Source organism: Rummeliibacillus pycnus, from assembly GCF_002884495.1.
Taxonomy (GTDB): domain Bacteria; phylum Bacillota; class Bacilli; order Bacillales_A; family Planococcaceae; genus Rummeliibacillus; species Rummeliibacillus pycnus.
Map to the genome: position 1 here is coordinate 995,696 of NZ_KZ614145.1, position 21,668 is coordinate 1,017,363.

Sequence of the window (21,668 nt, forward strand, 5' to 3'; positions counted from 1 at the left end):
AATATAATAAAAGATCTATTTCTACTATATTATGCAACAAATTATAGAAAAAAGACTGTTTATATGTATTTCAACATAAAAAACAGTCTTTTTCTACTATTATTCTGAGATTCCATATTTTATTTTTATTCGAGTTAATTTTTCACCAATTGGTCTAGCGAGTAGGAGTAAAAAGAAAATATTTGATAGAGCATACATTGCTGTAAAGGGTAAGGATGTACCCATAGCAACAAAGTAACGGCGCCATGTAAAGGCACTTTCATACGATATAACTGTCCAAATATCCATGATCAATGAAAATAGAATGCCACTAAAGAATCCGTATAGTATTAAAGGGATTTTATGATTCATCCATCCGCTCCGTCCAACTATTCCAGCAATATAACCTAATAGACCCCAAGTAAACATTTGGAATGGAGTCCAAGGTCCTTGGCCAAATAGTACATTTGATGCAACAGCTGTAGATGCTCCTGTGAGAAATCCAGCAGCTGGTCCAAAGGCAAAACCCGTTATTGCAACAATTGCGGTTACGGGTTTAAAAGCTGGTGCCCACACAAATGCAGCACGACCAGCTACGGCAATTGCAGACATAACTGCAATAATTAAAATTTCCCTAGGCATTGGTTTCTTACGCTCAAAAGAAATAAGAAAAGGGACACATGCAAAGATGACTATAATCAATGACAAAATATTATATCTTCGGTCTTCCCATAATGTAACCCCCATTAGTAAACAAAGCGGGATAATGAGTAAGACGATGATAGAAGTCAATATAAATTTCTTACTTACGATTTTATGAGCTGTTTTTTCTGTTGTCTCTTGCACAGTTCAATCACATCCTTACTGGTAATAGCATTTGAAAATAGGTGGCGGGACATTCGATGAGCAGCAGTTGTGTAAAAATGGTTTCCACTATAGAATGCTCTTGTATTATCTGAAGAAACAATATTGCCATCAAAAAATAGTGCACATCGATCCGAATTACTAGCAGAAAACTCAATATCATGTGTCACCATTACAATCGCCACTTTTTGTTCTTTTAGACATCTTAAAATTTCTGCTAAAACCTCTTTTGAAGCTGCATCCATACCTTTCGTTGGTTCATCTAAGAAAAGAATTCGGGGGTGCAATAGTAAAATTTTTGCAAGAGCAACCTTTTGCTGTTCTCCGCCACTTAAATCATACGGATGTTGTTCCAATAAATTTTCTAAATTGAAAGTGTGAATTATAGAATTGATTTCATCTATTACTTGTTGTTTTGTTATATTCAGTGTTTCGACCACTGATTCTAACTCTTGTTTCACAGTTTTTGAAACTAGAATCGTTTGTGGGTCTTGTGGTAAAACTGCTAAACATTCACGATATAACTTGCTATTAGAAATTTTCTTTAAAGGTTTACCATCAAGTAAAACCTTTCCCCTATACGGTTTATATAAACCTGACATGACGCCAAGTGAAGTCGTTTTCCCTGTTCCGTTCCCACCTAAAATACTTATTAATTCCCCTGGATAAACTTGTAAAGAAAAGCCTCTTAAAATATCTATTCCATTTTTTTCGTATCGGAACCAAGTATCATGGATATCAAGAACAGGTTTTCCAATATCCTCTTTAAATTCGCTTGGTAGAATTGGTTCTTGATCGGCTTTAAAATTCTCTGATAACCATCTTCGTCCATCACGAATCGTTAGGGGAGCCTCTTTTTGACTTTTTAAAGCGTGATGAACACGAATTGGAGTTGGTAACCCTAGCAACATAGGATGATCTTGTGAAACATGCTGTAAATCATAGGCAACTTGTTTTGGCGTCCCATTACAAATAATTCCCCCTTGATCCATCACCACAATGCGATCAGCAATTGAATAGACTTCCTCTAATCGATGTTCGACCAAAATAATCGTTAAACCAAGATCCTTATTTAACTTATGTAAAGTTGAGATGAATTCACCAGCCGCAATTGGATCAAGTTGTGATGTTGGTTCATCTAAAATAAGTAATTTTGGTTGCATGGCCATAATAGCTGCAAGATTTAGTAGTTGTTTCTGACCACCTGAAAGTTCCATAGTATTTTTTCTAAACCAATTTTGAATACCAAAGAAATTAGCCATTTCAGCTACTTTTCTACGAATGGTCATGGTGTCATAACCTAGGTTTTCTAAACCAAAGGCTAATTCATGCCAAACTTTATCTGTGACAATTTGGTTTTCAGGGTTTTGCATAACGAAGCCAATCTCAGATGCAGCCACTCTTTCAGAAAGTTCGTTTAGTATGGTACCGTTATAATAGATTGCACCAGATGAAACACCATGCGGGGTAATTTCTCTTTTTAAATGTTTTAATAAAGTACTTTTCCCACAGCCAGATGTACCACAAATCACAACGAATTCACCTGCTTCAATGGCTAAATCAATTTCTTTTAGCACAGGTTTTGGTGCAAGTGGATAGCTGAAGGTTAGTTGTTTGATATCAACAAACGCCATTTGAATGCCTCCCAAAGTTCAATGATGATGGGTATCGCTAATAACAAAGTATAGGAACCATACAAAAGAATAGAAATCGGCTGAAATGTTAGTTCACTAAAAGTTGGATAAAAATAATAATTGTTATATCCTAAGAAACTCCCCAATACACTTATCGCTGTAAGGAGTAGCAAGATTATTAACATAAATCCATCTCTCTTTTCAAAAGTAAACAATGAAAAAGTGGAACGCCTTGGTAAACCGTAGCCTCTTGCTTTCATTGAATCAGCAGTTTCAATTGCATTTTCCAATGCCCATGTAATAAGTATTGAAATGATACGATTCCCACATTTAATACGATGGAACAAATTACCTGAGGTCACATCCATCCCAATTGTTTTTTGCGCATGTGCGATTACGCCTATTTGATGCTTAAAACGTGGAACTAAACGTAATGTCAAAGAAATAATCAGCGCGAAAGCTGGTGAAATCTTTCCAAATAAATATAGAAACTTATCTGAACTCATCAAGACATTATAACAGCCAAACCAAAAAATAACAGAGCAAATCATAATAGACATCGCAAACCCATATGTAATTGCTTCTATTGTAATAGGGTTATTATCAATATATAAAATGATTTTTTCCCCATCATGGCTAATTAAAGGATTAATAATGGCCGCGATAAAGATCATGGGGATAATCCATTTCAATCCTCTTAAAAAAGCTTTCTTGTTTACTTGTAAACTTAAAATAATAGACAGTAGTAGAGAAATCATTAAGTAGACGGGATGCATATAAAACATTGTCAATCCCACTGCTAAGATGAAATAACTAAAAAGAACAATCGGATGATAGTTTGCAAAAGCTTTCAATGTTTTCTTCCTCCTTTTACTTCAAACCGATGTCCTTACCTTCGTTTAGAGAGTACTGCCAAACAATTTGATCGCCATCTTTCACCTTATAACCGTCACAGCCAACTCCAGGATTTTTACCATTTACACTATACATCCAACCAGATAATGGTCCTGCATTTTTTTCATACAAATGGTTGATTCCTTGAATATAAACCGATCCATATTTATTTGCTCCAGCCCCATCATATTCAAATTGAACGTGATGCTCTTTTAATGCTCGTAATGTAATACTCCACGCTGAATCATTATCACTACGTATTTCATATTTCGAGGTAGCGATAATTGTTCCACTTTTTGGTACATATTTTTCGTTCTGTAATGGTTTTTCAAGTTTAGCGTAATTTTCTTCTTTCAAAAGTGTATCTACCCGTACTGAAATCGTAACGTATTTTTTCTTTTCTTTAACGATTTTATTGTCGGTAGAATTTGAACGATAGATTGATTTGGCAGAGTTGGCTTTCTTAGATGCTACTGTTTCTTTTTTTGATGGTGTTTCTGTTTTTTTGCTAATATTCTTACTAGAATTTTGCTCTTTTAATGTTAGATTTGTTGTTTTCTTTTCTTGATTCGTATCTTTGTTTGAAGTACGGATCTCTTTATTTGCTGTATGCAATTCTTTCTCTTGATTATTTGTTGATTTAGTTACTACTTGATTTGATTCATCCGATTTTTTGACAGTTTCTTTTGAATTTGTTTTTTGATCAACCTGTTGATCAGATTCAGTATTTTTCTTATTCGTCTGATGATCTTGCTTTTTTTTATCATTTACAGGAATAACTTTCTCACTTGAATCATCAACACTTTTTTCATCTGCATTTTGATTATTGTATTGTTCAACTGTTTGGATTTTACAACCAGCAAGGCAGAAAATCGCAATTATTAACGTAAGGATATAAAAATGTACTTTCTTCACTGATGACACCTCCGTATAGATGGCAATAGGGTGTTAGAAATTGGCTCTAACACCCTGGGATAAAAGTTATGTTTGTGTGAACTTATTTTGATTTAACAGTAATTGTTTTAATAGCACTTTTATTCTTAGCTGCATCTTTTACATAAACTGTTAGTTTTGTACCTGTTTTTTGCTTCTTGATAGATAAAGAAAATTTACCTTTAGATGAGACTTTACCTTTTTGTATTACTTTTTTATTTTTCACAACATAAACTGTAGAATGCGCTTCTGCTGTACCAATCAATTTCGTCGAATTTTTTGTTACTTTTTTAACAATTGGGGCCTTTGGAGCTGTTTTATCAACAACTTTTACGTATACAGTTTTACTGTTGTTTTTTCCTAGATCTGTTGCAACAATTTTTAAAGTTGTACCAGCTTTTTGTTTGTTGATTTTTACTGAATATTCACCTTTTAAATTTGCTTTCACACGACCAATTATTTTAGAACCGTTTTTCACTGTAATTGTCGCATATGATTCTGTTTTGCCAGTTACAGTAGTTTTGTTGTCCGCAATAGCTTTTACAGTTAGTTTTACAGGTGCTTTAGTGTCAAATGTAAGATTTTCTGCTTTAGCATCTGACATATTATAAAATGATGTTTTTTTAAGTTCAAACCGATCATACATTGCTAATGCTCGGTTGCCTTGAGGTGTAGCATATGCAGGATCTACAGCTTTTTGATTTGCACTCATCTTAAATCCACCAGATTTTGAATCGACTGCAGTGAGTAAGTTCTGAATCGTCCAATAACCACCTGTTTTCACAAATCCATCAACAGATTTAGGATCAGAATTCAATGCTAGAAGACTCATTATAACTTGTGAAATCGAAGCGGCATTTTCACCTTTTAGCCAATCAGAATAAATACCTGCTTTACCGTTCAATTGTTTTTGTAAATATGAAAGAGCTTTAGTAACAGAAGTTGATACTTTATCTTGTTTCATGTATGGGGCTAAAGCAGTCACAACCATTGCAGTTGTATCAGGATCTGCATCTGCACCAATCGCCCATCCGTATCCATTATCCTTTGTTTGAGCAGTTAATAGTTCATCAATAATGGAATCTCTAGTTATATTTTTATATTTATCTTGATTTATTGTGTAATTATTTGCATCCAAAGCTAATAAAACAGCAGAAGTTTGAGTAAAAGTACGATAATCAGTTTTTGTTTCATTATAAGAGTCTAGCATTTTATCAACTAAATTGACCCCAGCAACATTTGTTGGATCTTTACCAATAGAGCTTAAAGCTAAAATAATATTGGCATAGTCAGAATAAGATTTTCCGATATCTCCATTTTTTTCTTTAACGGTTTTTACGATATTATTGAAATATTGTTCATAATAATTCTTCGCTACTGGATAATGAGAACGTGCTAAGTTTGTAACGACATATTCATTACCTAATGTTGGATTAGGTGTGTTACTTAATAAAAATGCACTTGAATTCTTCAGAACATTTTTATAGCTAACATCTTGACCAACCATTTTGGATGTTGTTGTTTGTGCACTTTCCTCTGCATGAGCAACAAGGGATGCTGGAAGTTGAGATGCTACTAATAAGCTTGCTAATGAGAGTGGTACTACCCATTTTTTTAATGATTTGTTTGTGTACATGAAAAATACCTCCATTCTTTTGACAATCAGAGATGAACTGTCTTCTGGAATGGAGGTAATCGAAATCACCATAAAAAATCTTTACATAGATACCTATGTAAAGAGAGTGGACGAGAAATGTATGAATCAGTATATGTATGCATTTCAGTATTCCGCACCTCCCCCTCGAAGATCAGAAACGATTGATAAAAGCAGGTCTCCTGGCTTATGTGTTTACGAATTTTCGTACCTTCCCAGCTAATTTATCAGCCAGTGGTCTTTACGATTTCTACACACTTACAGTAGCGGGGCTGCATCGGATTTTCACCGATTTCCCTATTATCCCAAACAACGTATTGGGCACTTTTATCTTTTTATATGTAATTGTCATTTCCCATAGTATTTCATATTCAATCATACATGTAAATGATTTTTTTACTTTTCAAATAAATATTGATGTAAACGCATAAAACCCCTACCAATCAGCAAATTTGATTAGTAGGGGTTTTATAAGTGACTCGCGACGGCATCAGTCATGTAGTTCTTCGCTCCCTTTTGAATATTCTTTAAATGCATTCAGTTGTTCCTCTGTTAAGTGGTTTATAAAAAAGTAAAAGTCTTTCGATTCTAAACCAAATTCTTCGCATGCATTGCAATATCGTTCATAACCTTCTCTATACATATCCATGAAAATCTCCTCCTGTTATATAACAAAATCATTTATTGATAATAATATATAACAGGTAAAACGGGATGTCAACTGAATTATCAGAAAAATTACTTAAAAATAAAATAGGAAAAATTAAGCATTTATGTAATAATAGTTACATTGAAAGGTTTCACTTAAAACAATGGAGGTAATTAAAATAAGAAATTTATTAATTGGGGCTGTGTTATTCGTATTCCTTTTTCTTATTCTACACTTTTTAGGAATTAAATATTTCGTTATTTTCAATGGTATCGAATGGTTGACAAAATTTATTTTACCTTGGATCTTTTTATATTGGTTAGTAAGAATGATAAAATTTTTTGAGAAGAAAAAGCAATAAATGTGAAATTGAAATGATTCAGTTTTGTGAAGCAAATTTAAAAATAAAACCTAAACTTCTTTAACACAGAAGTTTAGGTCTTTTACTAAATGATATGCTTAAACTCTTTAAATTTGTGATGTGTTAATAAACTAATCACCACATAACTAATTAGTGAAAATACGATTGGTAATGTCACTGTATGCATGCCAAAGACATTTGGCCACCATTGGTTGATCAAAATATAACTCGACAAACCTACAATCATCGATGTAATTGCCCCATATTTGTTACCTTTTCTCCAGTATAAGCCAAAAATAACTGGCCATACGAATACAGATTCCAACCCACCAAAAGAGAATAAGTTAAGCCATACAAGTAAAGTTGGTGGCTTTAATGCCACGAAAATTACTGCGATTCCAATAAGTGCTGTAACAAGGAAACTAATTTTTTTAATTTCACTATCGCTAGCCTTTGGTTTAATGAAATTTAGATAAATATCTTTTACGATTGTTGAACTTACAAGCATTAACAATGCATTTACTGTTGACATAATAGCCGCCATTGGAGCAGCTAATACAATACCAGCCAAAAATGGCGGAAGTACTTTGAGTGTTAAAAGCGGCATCACTTTATCGCCAATTTTAATACCTGGTAAAACAGGATGAGCTAATACCCCAGTTAAGTGCATTCCAAACATGACTGTACCAATTGCTATTGTTCCAATAATAATGGCTGAATGCATACTTTTAGAATTTTTATATGCCATTGCACGAACTGCAATTTGCGGTAAACCAATAACACCAATGCCAATCAAAATCCAAAACGTTGATACATATAATGGTGTTAAACTGCCATCTGCTCCAAAAGGTGAAACAAGCTTTGGATTTTCAGCTACTAGATCAGACATAATATTGGTAATACCACCACCAGCAATTATTGTTCCGATTAGTAAAATGATACTACCTATTAACATAACTGAACCTTGAACGGCATCAGTTAATGCAACCGCTCTAAATCCACCGATAATTACATAAACAAGGACAACCACTGCAAAGATAAATAGTGCAGTAGAATAATGTAATCCTGTCAATGACTCGATTAATCGAGCACCACCAATCCACTGTGCTGCCATTGAAGAAAATAAGAAAATAATAATACTAAATGCAGATACGATAACAACCACATTACTTTGATAGCGTTCACGTAAAAAGTCTATCAATGTAATCGCTTTATATTTTCTTGCGATAATGGCAAATTTCTTACCTAATACCATTAATACATAATAACCAGCAGGTAATTGTGCCATTGATAATAGCACCCATCCCAAACCAGTATTATATGCAACCCCAGGTCCACCTATAAAGCTAGAAGCGCTACCATAAGTGGCCATCATTGTCATAGCAAGCAAGAAACCGCCCATTTCTCGTCCACCAAGAAAATACTCCTGCAAGAAAGAGTTAGACTGCATAACATGCTTATTTGCCCAAAATCCAATGACAAAGATAATAACTAGAAAAATAACCAGTGGTATAATGACATGCCAATGCATCATTTGTGTTCACCATCCTCTTCTTCATCAAACGGTACATCCTTAAAGAAGAATTTGATGACAACATAAATTAACAAAATCATAAATAATGTTCCAGCTATACAGCTATAAAAGAACCATGCTGGAAAGCCGAAAATATATGTATATTCTTTCGGATCCCCTGAGCCAAGTCCATACGCAAAGCCAAACCAAATTGCAAAATTAATGATAACTAATACAATTCCAATCAATGCTTCACGATGAGCTATTTTAAAACGCTTATCGTTCATAATTACTCCCCTTCAATTAATTCGAATACCTATCTATTTTACTTATTTCATAAAAAAAAGAAAAGTATCAAGGACGAATTACTTAATCTAAAATAATTAGTTTACATAATAAAATTATTTGTTTTTATTTCATTTTAGTTTTTCTTGAAAAAATTTGATATAATACCAATTAAATTGTAAAGGGAGTGAAAATTATAAGTACATTAAATCATGTCTTACAAAAGATGAAATTGGAAATAGAGTCTTACGAGATTCCACAAAACTCATATGGATCTGAAGTATATCTATTACACTTAAAAAATGGAGAAAATGCATACTTAAAAATCCCCTTTAATAAGGACAAATTATGGCGTGAGTATGAAATGTTACATCTACTTCAAAATAACGTACCTGTTCCGAAAATTCTTGATTTTTTACCTAGTGAGGCCAAATTTAATGGTGCCCTTTTGTTAGCTGAACTACCTGGAAAACCCGCAACAGGAAAGATTGATGCTTCCCTAGCATTTGAAATCGGAAAATATCATGCTCTAATGCATTCACACACTTCAGATTATTATGGATTCAGGACTGAAAGTGGTTTTCAAAATATAAAGAATAATGATTGGCGTAGTTATATAAAAGAAAAATTCTATATTGCGCTTGAAAAATCTCTTCCCTTCTTGACTACCAAGCAAATTGATCTAGGTAATTACCAATTCGAAAACTTATATAACAGTTTACCATCTCCTGATGGACCCTGTGCCGTACATTTTGATTTTCGACCAGCAAATATCATCGTTACTGATGATCAAGTAAGTGGTTTCATTGATTTTGAAACATCTAAATTTGCTTCTACAGAGCTTGATTTTGTAAAAATTGAGCAACAACTGTGGAATATTCAGCCTTCTACAAAAGAAAGTTATATCGAGGGGTATGAAAGTATTCGTCCTATTATTGATTTGGAAACGGTCCAACCTTTCTATAGTTTATATCATGCGATACTTTCGATTGCTTGGTGTGTGGACAGAGGATTAGAAAAACATTATGATTTTTATCGAGAAAATCAAGAAACATTGAATTCATTTACATAAAGTATAAAAAGAATGCATTTTCTCGAAAAAAATGCATTCTTTTACTATCTTTAAAACTAAAAAACTAGCAGTTCTCCCCCAAATACACCTAAGAGAACAATAACCCAAGGTGGTAACTTCCAGTAGACTAACAAACTAAACAAGATTGCAACAAATGCAAAGTCAATTGGCGTAAAAACAGCACTCGTCCAAATAGGTTGATAAAATGCAGAAATTAAAATACCAACCACCGCAGCATTTACCGCCATTAGTGCACCATTCATCTTTTCGTTATTTCGAAGAGTATTCCAAAATGGTAGTGTTCCAAGAATAAGAAGAAATGCAGGTAAAAATATAGCTACTGTTGCAATTAGACCTCCGATCCAACCATTCATAACTGCTCCTAAGTAAGCAGCAAATGTAAATAACGGTCCAGGAACTGCTTGAGCTGCTCCATATCCTGCTAAAAACGCCTCTTTATTTACCCATCCAGTTGCTACAATTTCGCTCTCCAACAATGGTAGAACAACGTGTCCTCCCCCGAAAACTAATGACCCAGATCTATAAAAACTATCAAACATCGCAACCCATTGGATAGATGTTGCTTGTTTTATTAAAGGTAGAAGAAACAGTAATCCAAAAAATAAAGATAAACAAATAAGTGCAAATCCTTTTGAAATAGGAAAATTAACTATTGAACGCTGATTTCCATGGTTTGTTTTAAAAATAAAGAAGCCAAAAATTGCAGCAATGAAAATGATCATTACTTGAGTATATACATTTGTCCATAATAAGGTTAATACTAAAGAGAATAATGCAATCGCTTTGCGTGCTAAATCTGGTGTTAAGTTCTTAGCCATTCCTAAGATAGCCTGAGCAACAACAGCTACTGCTACTATTTTTAAACCATGTATCCATCCTGCGTTAGCTATATTTAGCCCTTTTAGCATTAATGCAAAAACAATAAGAGCAACTACAGATGGTAATGTAAATCCAAGAAATACGATGATACCGCCCAATATACCAGCACGTATTACCCCTATACCAATTCCAACTTGGCTACTTGAAGGACCAGGTAAGAATTGGCATAAAGCCACTAAATCGGCATAAGACTTCTCATCAATCCATTTCTTTTTGCGTACATACTCTTCGTGAAAATAGCCTAAGTGAGCGATTGGGCCTCCAAAAGATGTTAAGCCAAGTTTTGTAGATAACAGTAACAGTTGAAACAATGATCTTACGGTTTCTCTATCCTTATTTTTGAATGATACAATCGACATATTAATTTTCCTCCAAATAAAAGATCTTGATACTTTTTAACTGAATGTCTATAAATATATGAAAAGAATATCAGATGCTTTTATTGAATTTTTCACTTTTACAAAATCTTAACTTCTATTTTAAGTATTCTATTATTAACTTTAATCATCTATTTACATTTTACTTTACATAATATAATTATAATTAACAAATACACCAAAAATAATAGAAAGATTTGAATTATCTGAAATAAAAAACAACTCATTTCTTTTGACATTCTCTATAATAGGCAACAATTCTCTACAATGTGACACCTGCGTGTAATTATTAGAAAATTCATTATTGACTGAAACTTAAATTGTACATATAATTTAGGACAATTACTCACTTGATTGGAGATTGATAGATATGAAAGACTATTTCAATAAGTTGCTAACAGGTATGAGTTTAGGAATTATCGTAGCCCTTATTCCAAATGCATTGGTTGGCGAAATTTTAAAACTAATTATTCCATATGTTCCATTCTTACAACATATTTTAGATATTTCAGTTTTAGCAATGAGTCTTCTTCCTGTTATTACAGGTGTTATGGTCGGATTAACATTTAAATTAACACCCATTCAAACAGCTAGCGTTGGTTTAGCAGCAATGGTTGGAAGTGGTGTTTGGACGATGGGAACTGGTGGTGCAATCACGTTACAAGGTATAGGGGTTGTGATCAATACAGGTCTTACAGCAGGTTTGGCCGTATTATTTGTACAATTTATAGGTGATCGTTTAAAAGATTATACGATTTTGTTAATGCCAGCTTTATCATTATTCATCCCAGGTGGCATTGGTATGATTACACTACCATATGTAAGAACTGGTGCAGGGTATGTAGGTGTAGTTATTGACAACGTTACAAATTTACAACCAATAGTAATGGGTGCTTTAATCGCAGTTATCTTCAGTATTTTAATTCTTTCCCCTTTATCAACTATCGGGGTGGCTACTGTTATCATGCTTTCAGGAATTGGTGCTGGTACAGCAAATCTAGGTGTCGTTGCATCTGGTGTAGGAATGTGTATCGCGAGTTACAAAGCGAATAACCTAGGAACTGCTTTGGCTCATGTTATGGGTTCACCAAAAATTCAAATGCGAAACTTCTTTATGAAACCTAGAATCGCATTCCCTATGATTATCACTGCAGCTATTCTAGGAGCTTTAGGTGGTATGTTCCACATTACTGGAACACCTTACAGTGCAGGCTTTGGACTTGCAGGACTCATTGGGCCATTGAATTATGTTAATCTCGCAGCTGGTGGATGGAATTTCCACAACGTAATGGTTATGCTAATCATGTTCTTTGCTTTACCAATCATTTTGAATACTGTACTACTTCGATTATTTGAACGTAAATTTAAAATGATTAAGGCTGAAGATTATTCAGTCAACTATCAATAATCATAAAAACAAAATATTCTACTATTCAGTAGAGAATTTATAAAAAATAGAAGCTAACCCAATGATAAATTTGAGTTAGCTTCTATTTTTCTATTTTAATTACCTGATAACCAGAGATGAATGCAATTCCATATCCAATAAAAACGAAAAATACGAATAAATTTAACGGGTTAAAGCTAAATCTAATGACGAAAAGTAGTAGAATGATAATCCCTATGGTTAGATAGAGCAACTTAGTTGTTATCCTAAATCTAATATTAATAGTAGATTCAATCACTTTTTTAAATAATTTTGCTAGTGAAAAATAAAAACCAATAAAAAATAGTCCGACAAATGGAAATAGAACTGATTGGTACGTATTATTGAACGTTACATTTTGTATATCATATAAAAACTTTATGATTAAGAATAAGCCTGTTAGATAAAAAATAATACATGATCCATAAATTATAGATTTCATATATCTCCTCAATTCTTAAAATTAATCAATTCAAAGATATATAGATAGTCATTGAAATATTAGTTGCTTGTACCTTTTTATTGATCTTTAGAGATTAATTTCACCATAAAAATCCTATTTTTACACTTAATTAATTATTGTGAAACTTTCTTATATAAGCGAACGCTTTTGGACTATATTTAGTTTACATAATAATATTATTATAAATTATATATTGAATGGATTATTTTCGATTACTCGTTGAATTTCTTTATTTTCCACATGCGTATAAATTTGAGTTGTAGATACATTCGAATGTCCAAGTATTTGTTGAAGACTTCGGATATCTGCACCACTTTTGTACATCATTGTTGCTGATGTATGTCTTAGTTTGTGCGGAGACAGTTTCTTCTTATCTAAACCAGATAAATGATTAATTTGCTTGACAATTTTAGCCACTCGTTGTCTGGTTAGTCGCGTACCTTTTTGCGAAAGAAACAGTGCTTGATTTTCGGAAGCATTTTTAACATATGGCCTTTCGTTTTCTAAATATGCTTTCAATGCAGCAATACAAGCATCATTAAGATAAACAGTTCTTTCTTTATCCCCTTTCCCTCTTACTGTCATAAATCGTTCTTGTATTGAATCCATATTCAAATTACATAGTTCACTTACTCGAATACCTAAATTTAAGAAAAAGGTCATCATGCAATAGTCCCGATCGTGGTGTGTTTTCGATTGGATTCCGGTCATAAATGTCTTTGCCTCATCGAAGCTCAAATAGATTGGTTGTCTTTTACTTACTTTTGGTGTTTCGAGTTCTTCAGCTGGATTTTCTTCTATTATATGTCGTTTCGATTTTAAGTATTTAAAAAACGATTTTAATGTGGCAACTTTTCGTGCTCTTGTATATGCAGAATTATTCCTTCTTTCTTCACAATATTCCAAGAACATATACATATCCTCTAATGATATTTCTTTGAAAAAATCCTGCCCAATCTCATGAATATCGATTGTCTCCATCTTTTCAAAATCTAAATCATCTTGTATTGCTTTTATAAATTTGATAAATAACGTTAAATCATAATCGTACTCATCTCTTGTACGCTTCGATTTTCCTTTGATTGCGGTTAAATAGATCAGAAAATCACGTAAAATCTTTGGTTTTTGTTGTTTCATATGTATAACCACCTCTATTACGTATATTTTAGCACAAAAAAGGTTCCCAAATATACATTTGGGAACCTTTTTTAAAATCAATATCATTCATAAGAAAAAGGATTGAATTCTAATAAAAAAATTCAATCCTTTTGTTTATCTATCCATTTCAAAATTGATATTTATTAACCAAGTATGCGTAACCACTTTAAAAATATCGTTATTTAGCGAATTCTAAAAATAACAGAAATTATAAGATGATAAGTAGAAATATTCAGCTTTAAATAGTATTTTTTGACTGCAATTCAATCTTCTTTAGTTTCAACTTGAATCATGATTTTCGTTACATAATTCTCTTCCCCGTTTACGGAAATTTCATCAAATATAAATTCTTCATACGAAAAGTCTTTCATGACTAAGTGATGTTCTTTCATGAAATCAAAAATTCTTATGTAGGATGTTGCGATGTTTGCATCATCCCCTTTATGAAATCCAATCACATAGGTTCCCGCAGGCTGAACAATTGTCGATGGACTAAAGTAATCTTCAGGCATCATTGTATAAAGGTAACTATAATTATCAAATTGATTTTTTTTCATTTCTTCTTTAGAAAGAATGGCACCGATTGGATGACCCGTATACAACTCATTTCTATTACAAAGATCGATGAAATCTGAAACAGCATTCAAATATTCTTTATCAGTTGCATTTAAAATATTATTACTAATTAACAAAACACTTTCTTTAACGTTTTCTATTCTTATTCCTTCTATTTCGACATTCAATGCATTCTGTATATTTTCCATTTTTGTTTTGACAATTTTCTTTGTATGATTTAGTTTTTGAATTTTATTGTCAATTTGTGTTAATTGATTTTGTAATAATTGAACAGCTTGTTCAGGTGTTTTATTACTTAAAAAATTCCTTATATCTTTTAAAGGCATATTTAAATCCTTTAATAATTCAATTACGATAAAAACTTCGTATTGCTGATAAGAATAATATCGATAACCATTCTCCTTTTTTACTTCAGGTCGAAGCAAGCCGATTTCATCATAATGAAATAGTGTTTGTTTTTTAACATGACATATTTTAGCGAATTCACCAGTAGTGAAGAATTTATTCATCGACTCCATTATTTTTTCACCTCATTATTTACAATTCATTACATGATCTTGGTTGACTGTATGGTAACCGTATACTATAGAATTTAATTAGAACCTAAATTGTAAGTAAAAGAAAGGACGTGTTGCTCCGAAACGGAGAATATGATGAGCGAAACGAATATTAAATTACAAGAAACGCCTATTCACAAGTTGTTTATTTCTTATTTATTTCCATCATTGTTTGGTATGATTTTAATGGCTGTCAATATTTTGGTGGATGGCATTTTTGTTAGTAATGGTGTAGGTGCATTAGCCCTTGCAGGTATTAATATTGCAGTTCCTATTTTCTCTATTTTACTTTCCATCTCTTTATGGATTGGAATAGGCGGTGCGACTTTGTATTCAATCGAAATGGGAAAAGGCAATATTGAAAAAGCAAGATCTATTTTTACGCAAAGTATTATGATGACTGTTTTAATTGTTGGTTTTTTGGTTGTTCTTTGTCTTTGGAAGCAAGAACAAATAGCGTATTTATTTGGCGCAAGTTCAAAAGTATTGCCATATGTTGCAGATTATTTACATGTAATCCTACTTTTTGGTCTTGTTTATGTATTAGAAAATATCTTAAGTATTTTTGTGCGGAATGATGGTAATCCAAAACTAGCTATGATTGGATTGATCACTACTTCAATACTGAATATTATCTTGAATTATGTATTCATTTTTAAGATGAACATGGGCGTAAAAGGAGCTGCATATGCAACTGCTTTATCTACTATCGTAGGATTGCTGGTACTACTTGTTCATTTTATCAATAAGAATAGTAATTTGAAATTTACACATTTACATTTTAACATAACCACTTGCTCGGAAATACTTAAAATAGGTTCTCCAAGTTTTATAACTGAAGGTTCAGCTGCAATTGTTGTTATAGGTTATAATATTACTTTTAGCCATTTTGCCGGTGAAATAGGTGTCTCATCTTATGCTATTGTAAACTATTTACATGCAGTTTTCATAATGATCTTCATTGGTATAGGTGCCGCAATTCAACCCATTGTAAGCTTTAACTTTGGGGCTCGTTTAAAAGAGCGAATTGAACAGGTATTAAAGTTAGGGTTAAAAACCGGGATTACTTTTGGCGCGTTAATTTTAGCTGTAGGTTGGGGTTTTGGAAAGCAACTAATCGCTCTATTTGGTGTTACAGATCCAGATGTAATTGCCTATGCTCAAAATGGCATTTACCTATTTTTTATAGGCTATTTATTTTTGAGTTTTAATTTAATCCATGCAGAATACTATCAAGCCATTAAGAAAATAAGACTTTCTATGATGATAATTGTCATGAGAAGTTTAGTGATTTTTTTACCACTACTTTATATTTTACCTTCAATGTTTAATAGTAAATCTATTTGGTTGGCATTCCCGATTGCAGAAGGATTAACTGCCTTAGGAATTATCATTTTCAAATGGTCAACAAATGTCTCAGTCTCCACAAATTCAGCATCAATAGAAGAAAAACAATCTGTCATACATTAACTATTTACTCGTTAAAACATTAAATTGCTTTTTTGATTTATTTGTAATACAATTTACTTATAAATCTCATATCATGCAATAAAAAGCAAGTATCTTTTTCTAATTTCATAAAAAATCCACTATTCATTTTATAATGGAAGTGGATTCTTTACTTTAAGAAGAAAAAATTATACATAAAATAGAAAAATAATTATTTTTTCTAAAAAAACGTTGCTATTTTTGTCAAATTTGAATATTATTATTTCAAGGGTTTTGGAAGCACTTCCAAGACCGAAAAAAGAAAAAGGGGGATTTGGTATGAGTCAAGATCTATCGAGTGCATTAGAGAAAGATCATGCATTGGGACAAGAACATGCTAAAAAGAATTCTGCTAAGAGGGCAAAACAAGATTTTACAGCAGAAGAATATGTAATAATTTCAGAAAGTTCTGAATATAAAGCGCTTGTGAAAAAGAAAAGTGGATTTATAGTACCTATTTCAATTTTATTTTTAGCCCTATATATTTTACTTCCAATTTTAACTTCATTTACATCTGCTTTAGATGGTAAAGCAATTGGAGATATTACATGGGTATGGCTTTATTCTTTAGGTCTATTCATCATGACATGGGTTTTATGTATGACTTATGTTAAAAAGGCAAATTCATTTGATGAAGATGCATCTAAAATCATTGAAAAGGCTAAGGATGGTGGATATAAATGAGTACAATTGGAATTATTTTTTTCGTATCGATCGTAGGTTTAACTTTAGTTGTAACTTACATTGCCTCAAAACGTACTAATTCTGCAAGTGAGTTCTATACTGCAGGTGGCGGACTTACTGGATGGCAAAACGGTATTGCAATTGCAGGTGATTACCTATCTGCAGCATCATTTTTAGGTATTGCAGGTGCTATTGCATTATTTGGATTTGACGGTTTCTTCTATAGTATTGGTTATTTAGTTGCTTACTTAGTAGTTTTATATATTGTGGCTGAACCATTACGTAATCTAGGTCGTTACACGCTAGCAGATATGATTACTTCTCGTTTTGATCAAAAGAAAGTACGTGGTACTGCAGCAGTTAGTACAATTGTTATTGTATTATTTTATATGATTGCACAATTAGTTGGTGCAGGCGCACTTATTCAATTATTATTAGGTATTCCTTATTGGGTAGCTGTTTTAATCGTTGGGATCATGATGACTATTTACGTTCTTTGGGGTGGTATGGCTGCAACAAGTTGGGTTCAAATTATTAAAGCGGTCTTATTGATGATTGGTACTGTTATTATTTCATTCCTTGTATTATTAAAATTCAATTTCAACATTCTTGAAATGTTCTCGTCTGTTAAAACTGCAACCCCTCATGGTGAAGCTTATTTGAATGCAGGCGTCAAGTATACAAATGGTTTAGATACTTTATCAATGATGATTGCATTAGTATTAGGTACTGCTGGTCTTCCTCACATCTTAATGCGTTTCTTCACTGTTAAAGATGCTAAAACTGCTCGTAGCTCAGTAGTTACGGCTACATGGATTGTAGGTATCTTCTATATCTTAACAATTTTCTTAGGATTTGGTGCAGCAAAATTTGTTGGTGCTGAAAAAATTGTTGCAGCAAACGCTGCTGGTAACATGGCTGCACCTCTACTTGCTGATGCTTTAGGCGGAGATTTATTAATGTCATTCGTTTGTGCGGTTGCGTTTGCAACAATTCTTGCGGTAGTAGCAGGTCTTGTATTATCAGGAGCTTCAGCATTTGCACATGATATCTATGGACAAATTATTAAAAAAGGTAATATCACTGAAAAACAACAAATGAAAGCAGCCCGCTTTGCATCACTTGGTGTAGCAGTATTCTCTATCATCTTAGCACTAGGAGCTCAAACTTTAAACGTAGCATTCTTAGTTTCTCTAGCATTCTGTATTGCTGCAAGTGCAAACTTACCAGTAATTATTTACACAATTTACTATAAAAAATTCAATACGACTGGTGCAGTAGCTGCAATGGTAACTGGTTTAGTCACTGCTTTAATACTTGTAATTGTAAGTCCAAACATTTGGAATCCAGAAGGAACAGCTATTCTAACAGGTAAAGCATTATTCCCACTTACTAATCCGGCGATTGTTTCAGTACCACTTGGGTTCTTAGCTGGTTGGATTGGTTCATTAGTAGGTCAAAAAGCTGATGCGAAAAAATATGCTGAAGTTGAAGTTAAAGCAAATACAGGTTTAAAACCTAACTTATAAAATAGCTTTTTATAAATTATTAAAGCAGTTGGCTGTGAAAGTATCTTTCCCTTCCAACTGCTTTTTAATGTTCCTTTCTTTTCACGATTCTGTCATAATGATAGTGTAAGTTTGGAAAGGATCTGATTCGAATAAATTTAGATTTCAAAGCTATTGTAAAAACAGCACTGATTGGTATAGTCGGTGTAATTATTTTTAAATTAATTCATGCTCCAGTTCCATATTTACTTGGTCCAATGCTAGGCGTATTATTAGCGAATCGAATTTTTCATGTTAACTTATTTTGGCCTAAACAGCTACAAATTGCAGGACTTATTGTAATTGGATATTCACTTGGAATCACTTTTAATAAAGAAATCTTGAAAGCGATGCTTATAGATATCCCTCTTATGTTTATTGTAACGTCCATTTTGTGTGCATTTAGCTGTATTTTTGCATTCCTTATTTCAAAATATGGGAAAATTGATTATCCAACAGCATTAACGAGTAGTGTACCTGGTGGGTTAACTCAAATCGTCATTTTTGCTCAAGATATGGAAGGAGTCAATCTTTCTACCGTTACTTTTTTTCATACTATTCGAGTAATTATGGTTGTAATATTGGTTCCGTTTATTGTTCATCTGCCTTTTTTATCTTCAAATGGTAGCCCAACAGCATCTACCATACATACGACTTTAGAAACATTAAATTGGCGTCATTTCCTAATTTATATAGTTCTGTGTACGATTGCCGCACTTTTTGGTAAAAAAGTAAAGTTACCAGCTGCATATTTACTAGGTCCCATCATCATTACTATATTATTAAATCTAACTTTATTACCGGCTTCTTCAATGCCTCCTGGATTACTAAATATAAGTCAATTTGTTGTTGGAATCCATATTGGTCTACTGTTGCATCCTGAGTCATTAAATGATAAAAAGAAACAACTTGTTTTTGCCTTCTTAAGCAGTATGGTATTAATTTTAGTCTCTTTTATAATGAGTATATTGATTATGAGAAACTTAGAACATACTTCTATTATTACCGGCTTCCTATCTCTAGCTCCAGGCGGTATGGACCAAATGGGTATTATTGGGCATGAAGTTCATGCTGATGTTGCCACAATCACAATCTACCAGTTATTTAGAATTCTTTATATTTATCTCTTTATTCCACCTGTGTTAACAGTTGTTAATAAGAGATATCAAAAAAGAGTGTAGAATGTTCCCGGATAATATGGTTATATAAAAGATGGTATGAAATGAAATTCATACCATCTTTTTGTTATTTCTAATATGCAATGGATTCAACTATTCATTTTATCAAAACAACTACCTATAATCATTATTCCCTTTAAAATTTCTTCATTCGGTAGCCCACCAAAACCAAGCATTAAATAGGACATTTCATCAGAATCAATCCAATGTTTTTTGGGAGAATATATTTTGACACCAGCAATCTTAGCACGTTCTATTAGTTGATCTACATCTGCATGCTTAAATTTTAATAATATATGTAATCCGCCTTGTTGACCTATTATTTCAACTTCATCCTTAAATTGCTCTTTAATTGCTTGTACTAGTGTTTGTTGCTTCTTTTGATAGGTTGTTTTCATTCTTCTTACATGCTTTTGAAAATAACCATCCCTCATAAAAATAGCAATTGCCCTTTGTAAAATGGGAGAACAGTTTTGTGTTTGTTGATGAATCATCTTTTGTGCATTTTCGATAAGAGAATCAGGAAGAATCATATAACAACATCTAACAGCTGGAAGTAAACTTTTTGAGAATGTTCCTAGATAAATAACCTTATCTAACTTATCTAATGATTTTAAAGATGGAATCGGTTTTCCTGTATATCGGAATTCACTATTATAGTCATCTTCAATAATATAGGTATTTTGATTTTTCGCCCACTTTAATAGATCCAACCGTTTCTGTATAGGTAAAATCATACCTAATGGAAATTGATGTGAAGGCGTAACATATGCAACTTTTGCTTGCCCATTATAGATGGTATTTAGATTAATTCCATCAGACTCTATAGGTACGGGTAGGATGTCACACTGCCACTTTTCAAGGATATTTCGAACTTCATTATATCCAGGATTTTCAAAATACACTGGTTGTTTCATTAAATTTAATAACTGTACAATAAATGACACTGCTTGTTGAGTACCATTACAAATAAATATTTGCTTTTCGCTACATGTTATTCCACGCGATTGAGCTACATACTTTCTAATTTCTCCCCTTAATAAGAAATCTCCTTGAGGTACTCCATATTGTAAAATAGCTAACTCTTCCTCCATCGCTAATTTGATACATTTACCCCAAGTACTTAAAGGAAACTTTTCCAAATCTATGGAGCCATAATGGAAATCAATCGTATTATTTATGTCGGTTGAACAAATGGCTGTAGTGTTCCCGTTTTCTTTAGAGATTGAAAATTCTTCAATGGGCAATACATATAATCCACTACGAGGCACACTTTTTATATAACCTTCTGCAATTAATTGTTGATAGGAAGCATCAATTGTATGCTTACTTAAATTTAGTTCCTGTGCCAAATAACGGATTGATGGAAGTTTTTCTCCAGCAACTAAGTCATGAGAAATAATTTTTTCTTTTAGTTGCTCATATAATTGTATGTATTTTGGTATTTTATCTTCCGCATTCAAAAACACTTCCATC

General features: G+C 32.6%; 18 protein-coding genes and 1 riboswitch. Of the genes, 6 read left to right on the forward strand and 12 right to left on the reverse strand.

Annotated features, from left to right (window positions below; all coding sequences use genetic code 11):
- Nucleotides 1–99 precede the first annotated feature (99 nt).
- The 8 genes from CEF14_RS04990 to CEF14_RS05025 all read right to left on the reverse strand — a co-directional run bounded on the left by CEF14_RS04990 (nt 100) and on the right by CEF14_RS05025 (nt 8,768).
- Entirely contained in the window at nt 100–825 is a 726-nt protein-coding gene (locus tag CEF14_RS04990) for an ECF transporter S component (RefSeq protein ID WP_245890053.1), read from the reverse strand.
- Nucleotides 786–2,477 carry an ABC transporter ATP-binding protein gene (locus CEF14_RS04995; RefSeq protein WP_102691839.1) on the reverse strand — a complete coding sequence of 564 codons (1,692 nt, stop codon included), beginning with the start codon at nt 2,475–2,477 and terminating at the stop codon, nt 786–788. Before CEF14_RS04995 ends, CEF14_RS04990 begins: the two co-directional genes overlap by 40 nt.
- A complete protein-coding gene (locus CEF14_RS05000) occupies nt 2,450–3,331 on the reverse strand; it encodes an energy-coupling factor transporter transmembrane component T (RefSeq protein ID WP_245890055.1) in 882 nt (293 codons plus the stop codon). The genes CEF14_RS04995 and CEF14_RS05000 overlap by 28 nt, the downstream gene beginning before the upstream one ends.
- A gap of 16 nt (nt 3,332–3,347) precedes the next feature.
- Nucleotides 3,348–4,286 (reverse strand): DUF4430 domain-containing protein, encoded by a 939-nt coding sequence (locus CEF14_RS05005; RefSeq protein WP_170061444.1) that lies wholly within the window; start codon nt 4,284–4,286, stop codon nt 3,348–3,350.
- A gap of 82 nt (nt 4,287–4,368) precedes the next feature.
- On the reverse strand, nt 4,369–5,940 hold the full coding sequence (locus CEF14_RS05010) for an Ig-like domain-containing protein (RefSeq protein ID WP_102691841.1): 1,572 nt from the start codon (nt 5,938–5,940) through the stop codon (nt 4,369–4,371).
- A 173-nt stretch (nt 5,941–6,113) separates the two neighbouring features.
- Nucleotides 6,114–6,302, reverse strand: a riboswitch (cobalamin riboswitch).
- A 146-nt stretch (nt 6,303–6,448) separates the two neighbouring features.
- On the reverse strand, nt 6,449–6,607 hold the full coding sequence (locus tag CEF14_RS05015) for a transcriptional regulator (RefSeq protein ID WP_102691842.1): 159 nt from the start codon (nt 6,605–6,607) through the stop codon (nt 6,449–6,451).
- 446 nt (nt 6,608–7,053) lie between these two features.
- Nucleotides 7,054–8,499, reverse strand: a complete 1,446-nt coding sequence (gene panF / locus CEF14_RS05020; protein WP_102694299.1) for a sodium/pantothenate symporter — start codon at nt 8,497–8,499, stop codon at nt 7,054–7,056.
- A complete protein-coding gene (locus CEF14_RS05025; protein WP_102691843.1) occupies nt 8,499–8,768 on the reverse strand; it encodes a YhdT family protein in 270 nt (89 codons plus the stop codon). The genes panF and CEF14_RS05025 overlap by 1 nt, the downstream gene beginning before the upstream one ends.
- 185 nt (nt 8,769–8,953) lie before the next feature.
- On the opposite strand from CEF14_RS05025, the gene CEF14_RS05030 reads away from it, so the two are divergent.
- Nucleotides 8,954–9,838, forward strand: coding sequence for a phosphotransferase enzyme family protein (locus tag CEF14_RS05030; protein ID WP_102691844.1), 885 nt, complete (start codon nt 8,954–8,956; stop codon nt 9,836–9,838).
- 56 nt (nt 9,839–9,894) lie between these two features.
- On the opposite strand, the gene chrA is transcribed toward CEF14_RS05030, so the two are convergent.
- Entirely contained in the window at nt 9,895–11,097 is a 1,203-nt protein-coding gene (gene chrA, locus CEF14_RS05035; RefSeq protein WP_102691845.1) for a chromate efflux transporter, read from the reverse strand.
- 388 nt (nt 11,098–11,485) lie between these two features.
- On the opposite strand from chrA, the gene CEF14_RS05040 reads away from it, so the two are divergent.
- On the forward strand, nt 11,486–12,523 hold the full coding sequence (locus CEF14_RS05040) for a PTS transporter subunit IIC (RefSeq protein WP_102691846.1): 1,038 nt from the start codon (nt 11,486–11,488) through the stop codon (nt 12,521–12,523).
- A gap of 667 nt (nt 12,524–13,190) precedes the next feature.
- On the opposite strand, the gene CEF14_RS05050 is transcribed toward CEF14_RS05040, so the two are convergent.
- Both CEF14_RS05050 and CEF14_RS05055 read right to left on the reverse strand, forming a co-directional pair.
- Complete coding sequence (locus CEF14_RS05050; protein WP_102691848.1) at nt 13,191–14,141, reverse strand: tyrosine recombinase XerC; 951 nt, start codon at nt 14,139–14,141, stop codon at nt 13,191–13,193.
- A gap of 284 nt (nt 14,142–14,425) precedes the next feature.
- Nucleotides 14,426–15,256 carry a MerR family transcriptional regulator gene (locus CEF14_RS05055; RefSeq protein ID WP_102691849.1) on the reverse strand — a complete coding sequence of 277 codons (831 nt, stop codon included), beginning with the start codon at nt 15,254–15,256 and terminating at the stop codon, nt 14,426–14,428.
- 135 nt (nt 15,257–15,391) lie between these two features.
- On the opposite strand from CEF14_RS05055, the gene CEF14_RS05060 reads away from it, so the two are divergent.
- From CEF14_RS05060 to CEF14_RS05075, 4 genes are all read left to right on the forward strand, one after another.
- Entirely contained in the window at nt 15,392–16,765 is a 1,374-nt protein-coding gene (locus CEF14_RS05060; RefSeq protein WP_102691850.1) for an MATE family efflux transporter, read from the forward strand.
- A gap of 297 nt (nt 16,766–17,062) precedes the next feature.
- Nucleotides 17,063–17,467, forward strand: coding sequence for a DUF485 domain-containing protein (locus CEF14_RS05065; protein WP_102691851.1), 405 nt, complete (start codon nt 17,063–17,065; stop codon nt 17,465–17,467).
- Nucleotides 17,464–18,996 carry a solute symporter family protein gene (locus CEF14_RS05070; protein ID WP_102691852.1) on the forward strand — a complete coding sequence of 511 codons (1,533 nt, stop codon included), beginning with the start codon at nt 17,464–17,466 and terminating at the stop codon, nt 18,994–18,996. The genes CEF14_RS05065 and CEF14_RS05070 overlap by 4 nt, the downstream gene beginning before the upstream one ends.
- A 170-nt stretch (nt 18,997–19,166) precedes the next feature.
- A complete protein-coding gene (locus tag CEF14_RS05075) occupies nt 19,167–20,195 on the forward strand; it encodes an AbrB family transcriptional regulator (protein WP_281256542.1) in 1,029 nt (342 codons plus the stop codon).
- Between the two features lie 86 nt (nt 20,196–20,281).
- Here CEF14_RS05075 and pdxR read toward each other — a convergent pair whose 3' ends face one another.
- Entirely contained in the window at nt 20,282–21,667 is a 1,386-nt protein-coding gene (gene pdxR / locus CEF14_RS05080; RefSeq protein ID WP_102691854.1) for a MocR-like pyridoxine biosynthesis transcription factor PdxR, read from the reverse strand.
- Nucleotide 21,668 lies beyond the last annotated feature (1 nt).

Bases quoted from the DNA above. Each gene is read 5' to 3' on its own strand.
- CEF14_RS04995 (WP_102691839.1), bottom strand. From the start codon at position 2,477: ATGGCGTTTGTTGATATCAAACAACTAACCTTCAGCTATCCACTTGCA.
- CEF14_RS05040 (WP_102691846.1), top strand. From the start codon at position 11,486: ATGAAAGACTATTTCAATAAGTTGCTAACAGGTATGAGTTTAGGAATT.
- pdxR (WP_102691854.1), bottom strand. From the start codon at position 21,667: ATGGAAGTGTTTTTGAATGCGGAAGATAAAATACCAAAATACATACAA.
- CEF14_RS05070 (WP_102691852.1), top strand. From the start codon at position 17,464: ATGAGTACAATTGGAATTATTTTTTTCGTATCGATCGTAGGTTTAACT.
- CEF14_RS05065 (WP_102691851.1), top strand. From the start codon at position 17,063: ATGAGTCAAGATCTATCGAGTGCATTAGAGAAAGATCATGCATTGGGA.
- CEF14_RS05050 (WP_102691848.1), bottom strand. From the start codon at position 14,141: ATGAAACAACAAAAACCAAAGATTTTACGTGATTTTCTGATCTATTTA.
- panF (WP_102694299.1), bottom strand. From the start codon at position 8,499: ATGCATTGGCATGTCATTATACCACTGGTTATTTTTCTAGTTATTATC.
- CEF14_RS05010 (WP_102691841.1), bottom strand. From the start codon at position 5,940: ATGTACACAAACAAATCATTAAAAAAATGGGTAGTACCACTCTCATTA.
- CEF14_RS05060 (WP_102691850.1), top strand. From the start codon at position 15,392: ATGAGCGAAACGAATATTAAATTACAAGAAACGCCTATTCACAAGTTG.
- CEF14_RS05015 (WP_102691842.1), bottom strand. From the start codon at position 6,607: ATGGATATGTATAGAGAAGGTTATGAACGATATTGCAATGCATGCGAA.
- CEF14_RS05025 (WP_102691843.1), bottom strand. From the start codon at position 8,768: ATGAACGATAAGCGTTTTAAAATAGCTCATCGTGAAGCATTGATTGGA.
- CEF14_RS05055 (WP_102691849.1), bottom strand. From the start codon at position 15,256: ATGGAGTCGATGAATAAATTCTTCACTACTGGTGAATTCGCTAAAATA.
- chrA (WP_102691845.1), bottom strand. From the start codon at position 11,097: ATGTCGATTGTATCATTCAAAAATAAGGATAGAGAAACCGTAAGATCA.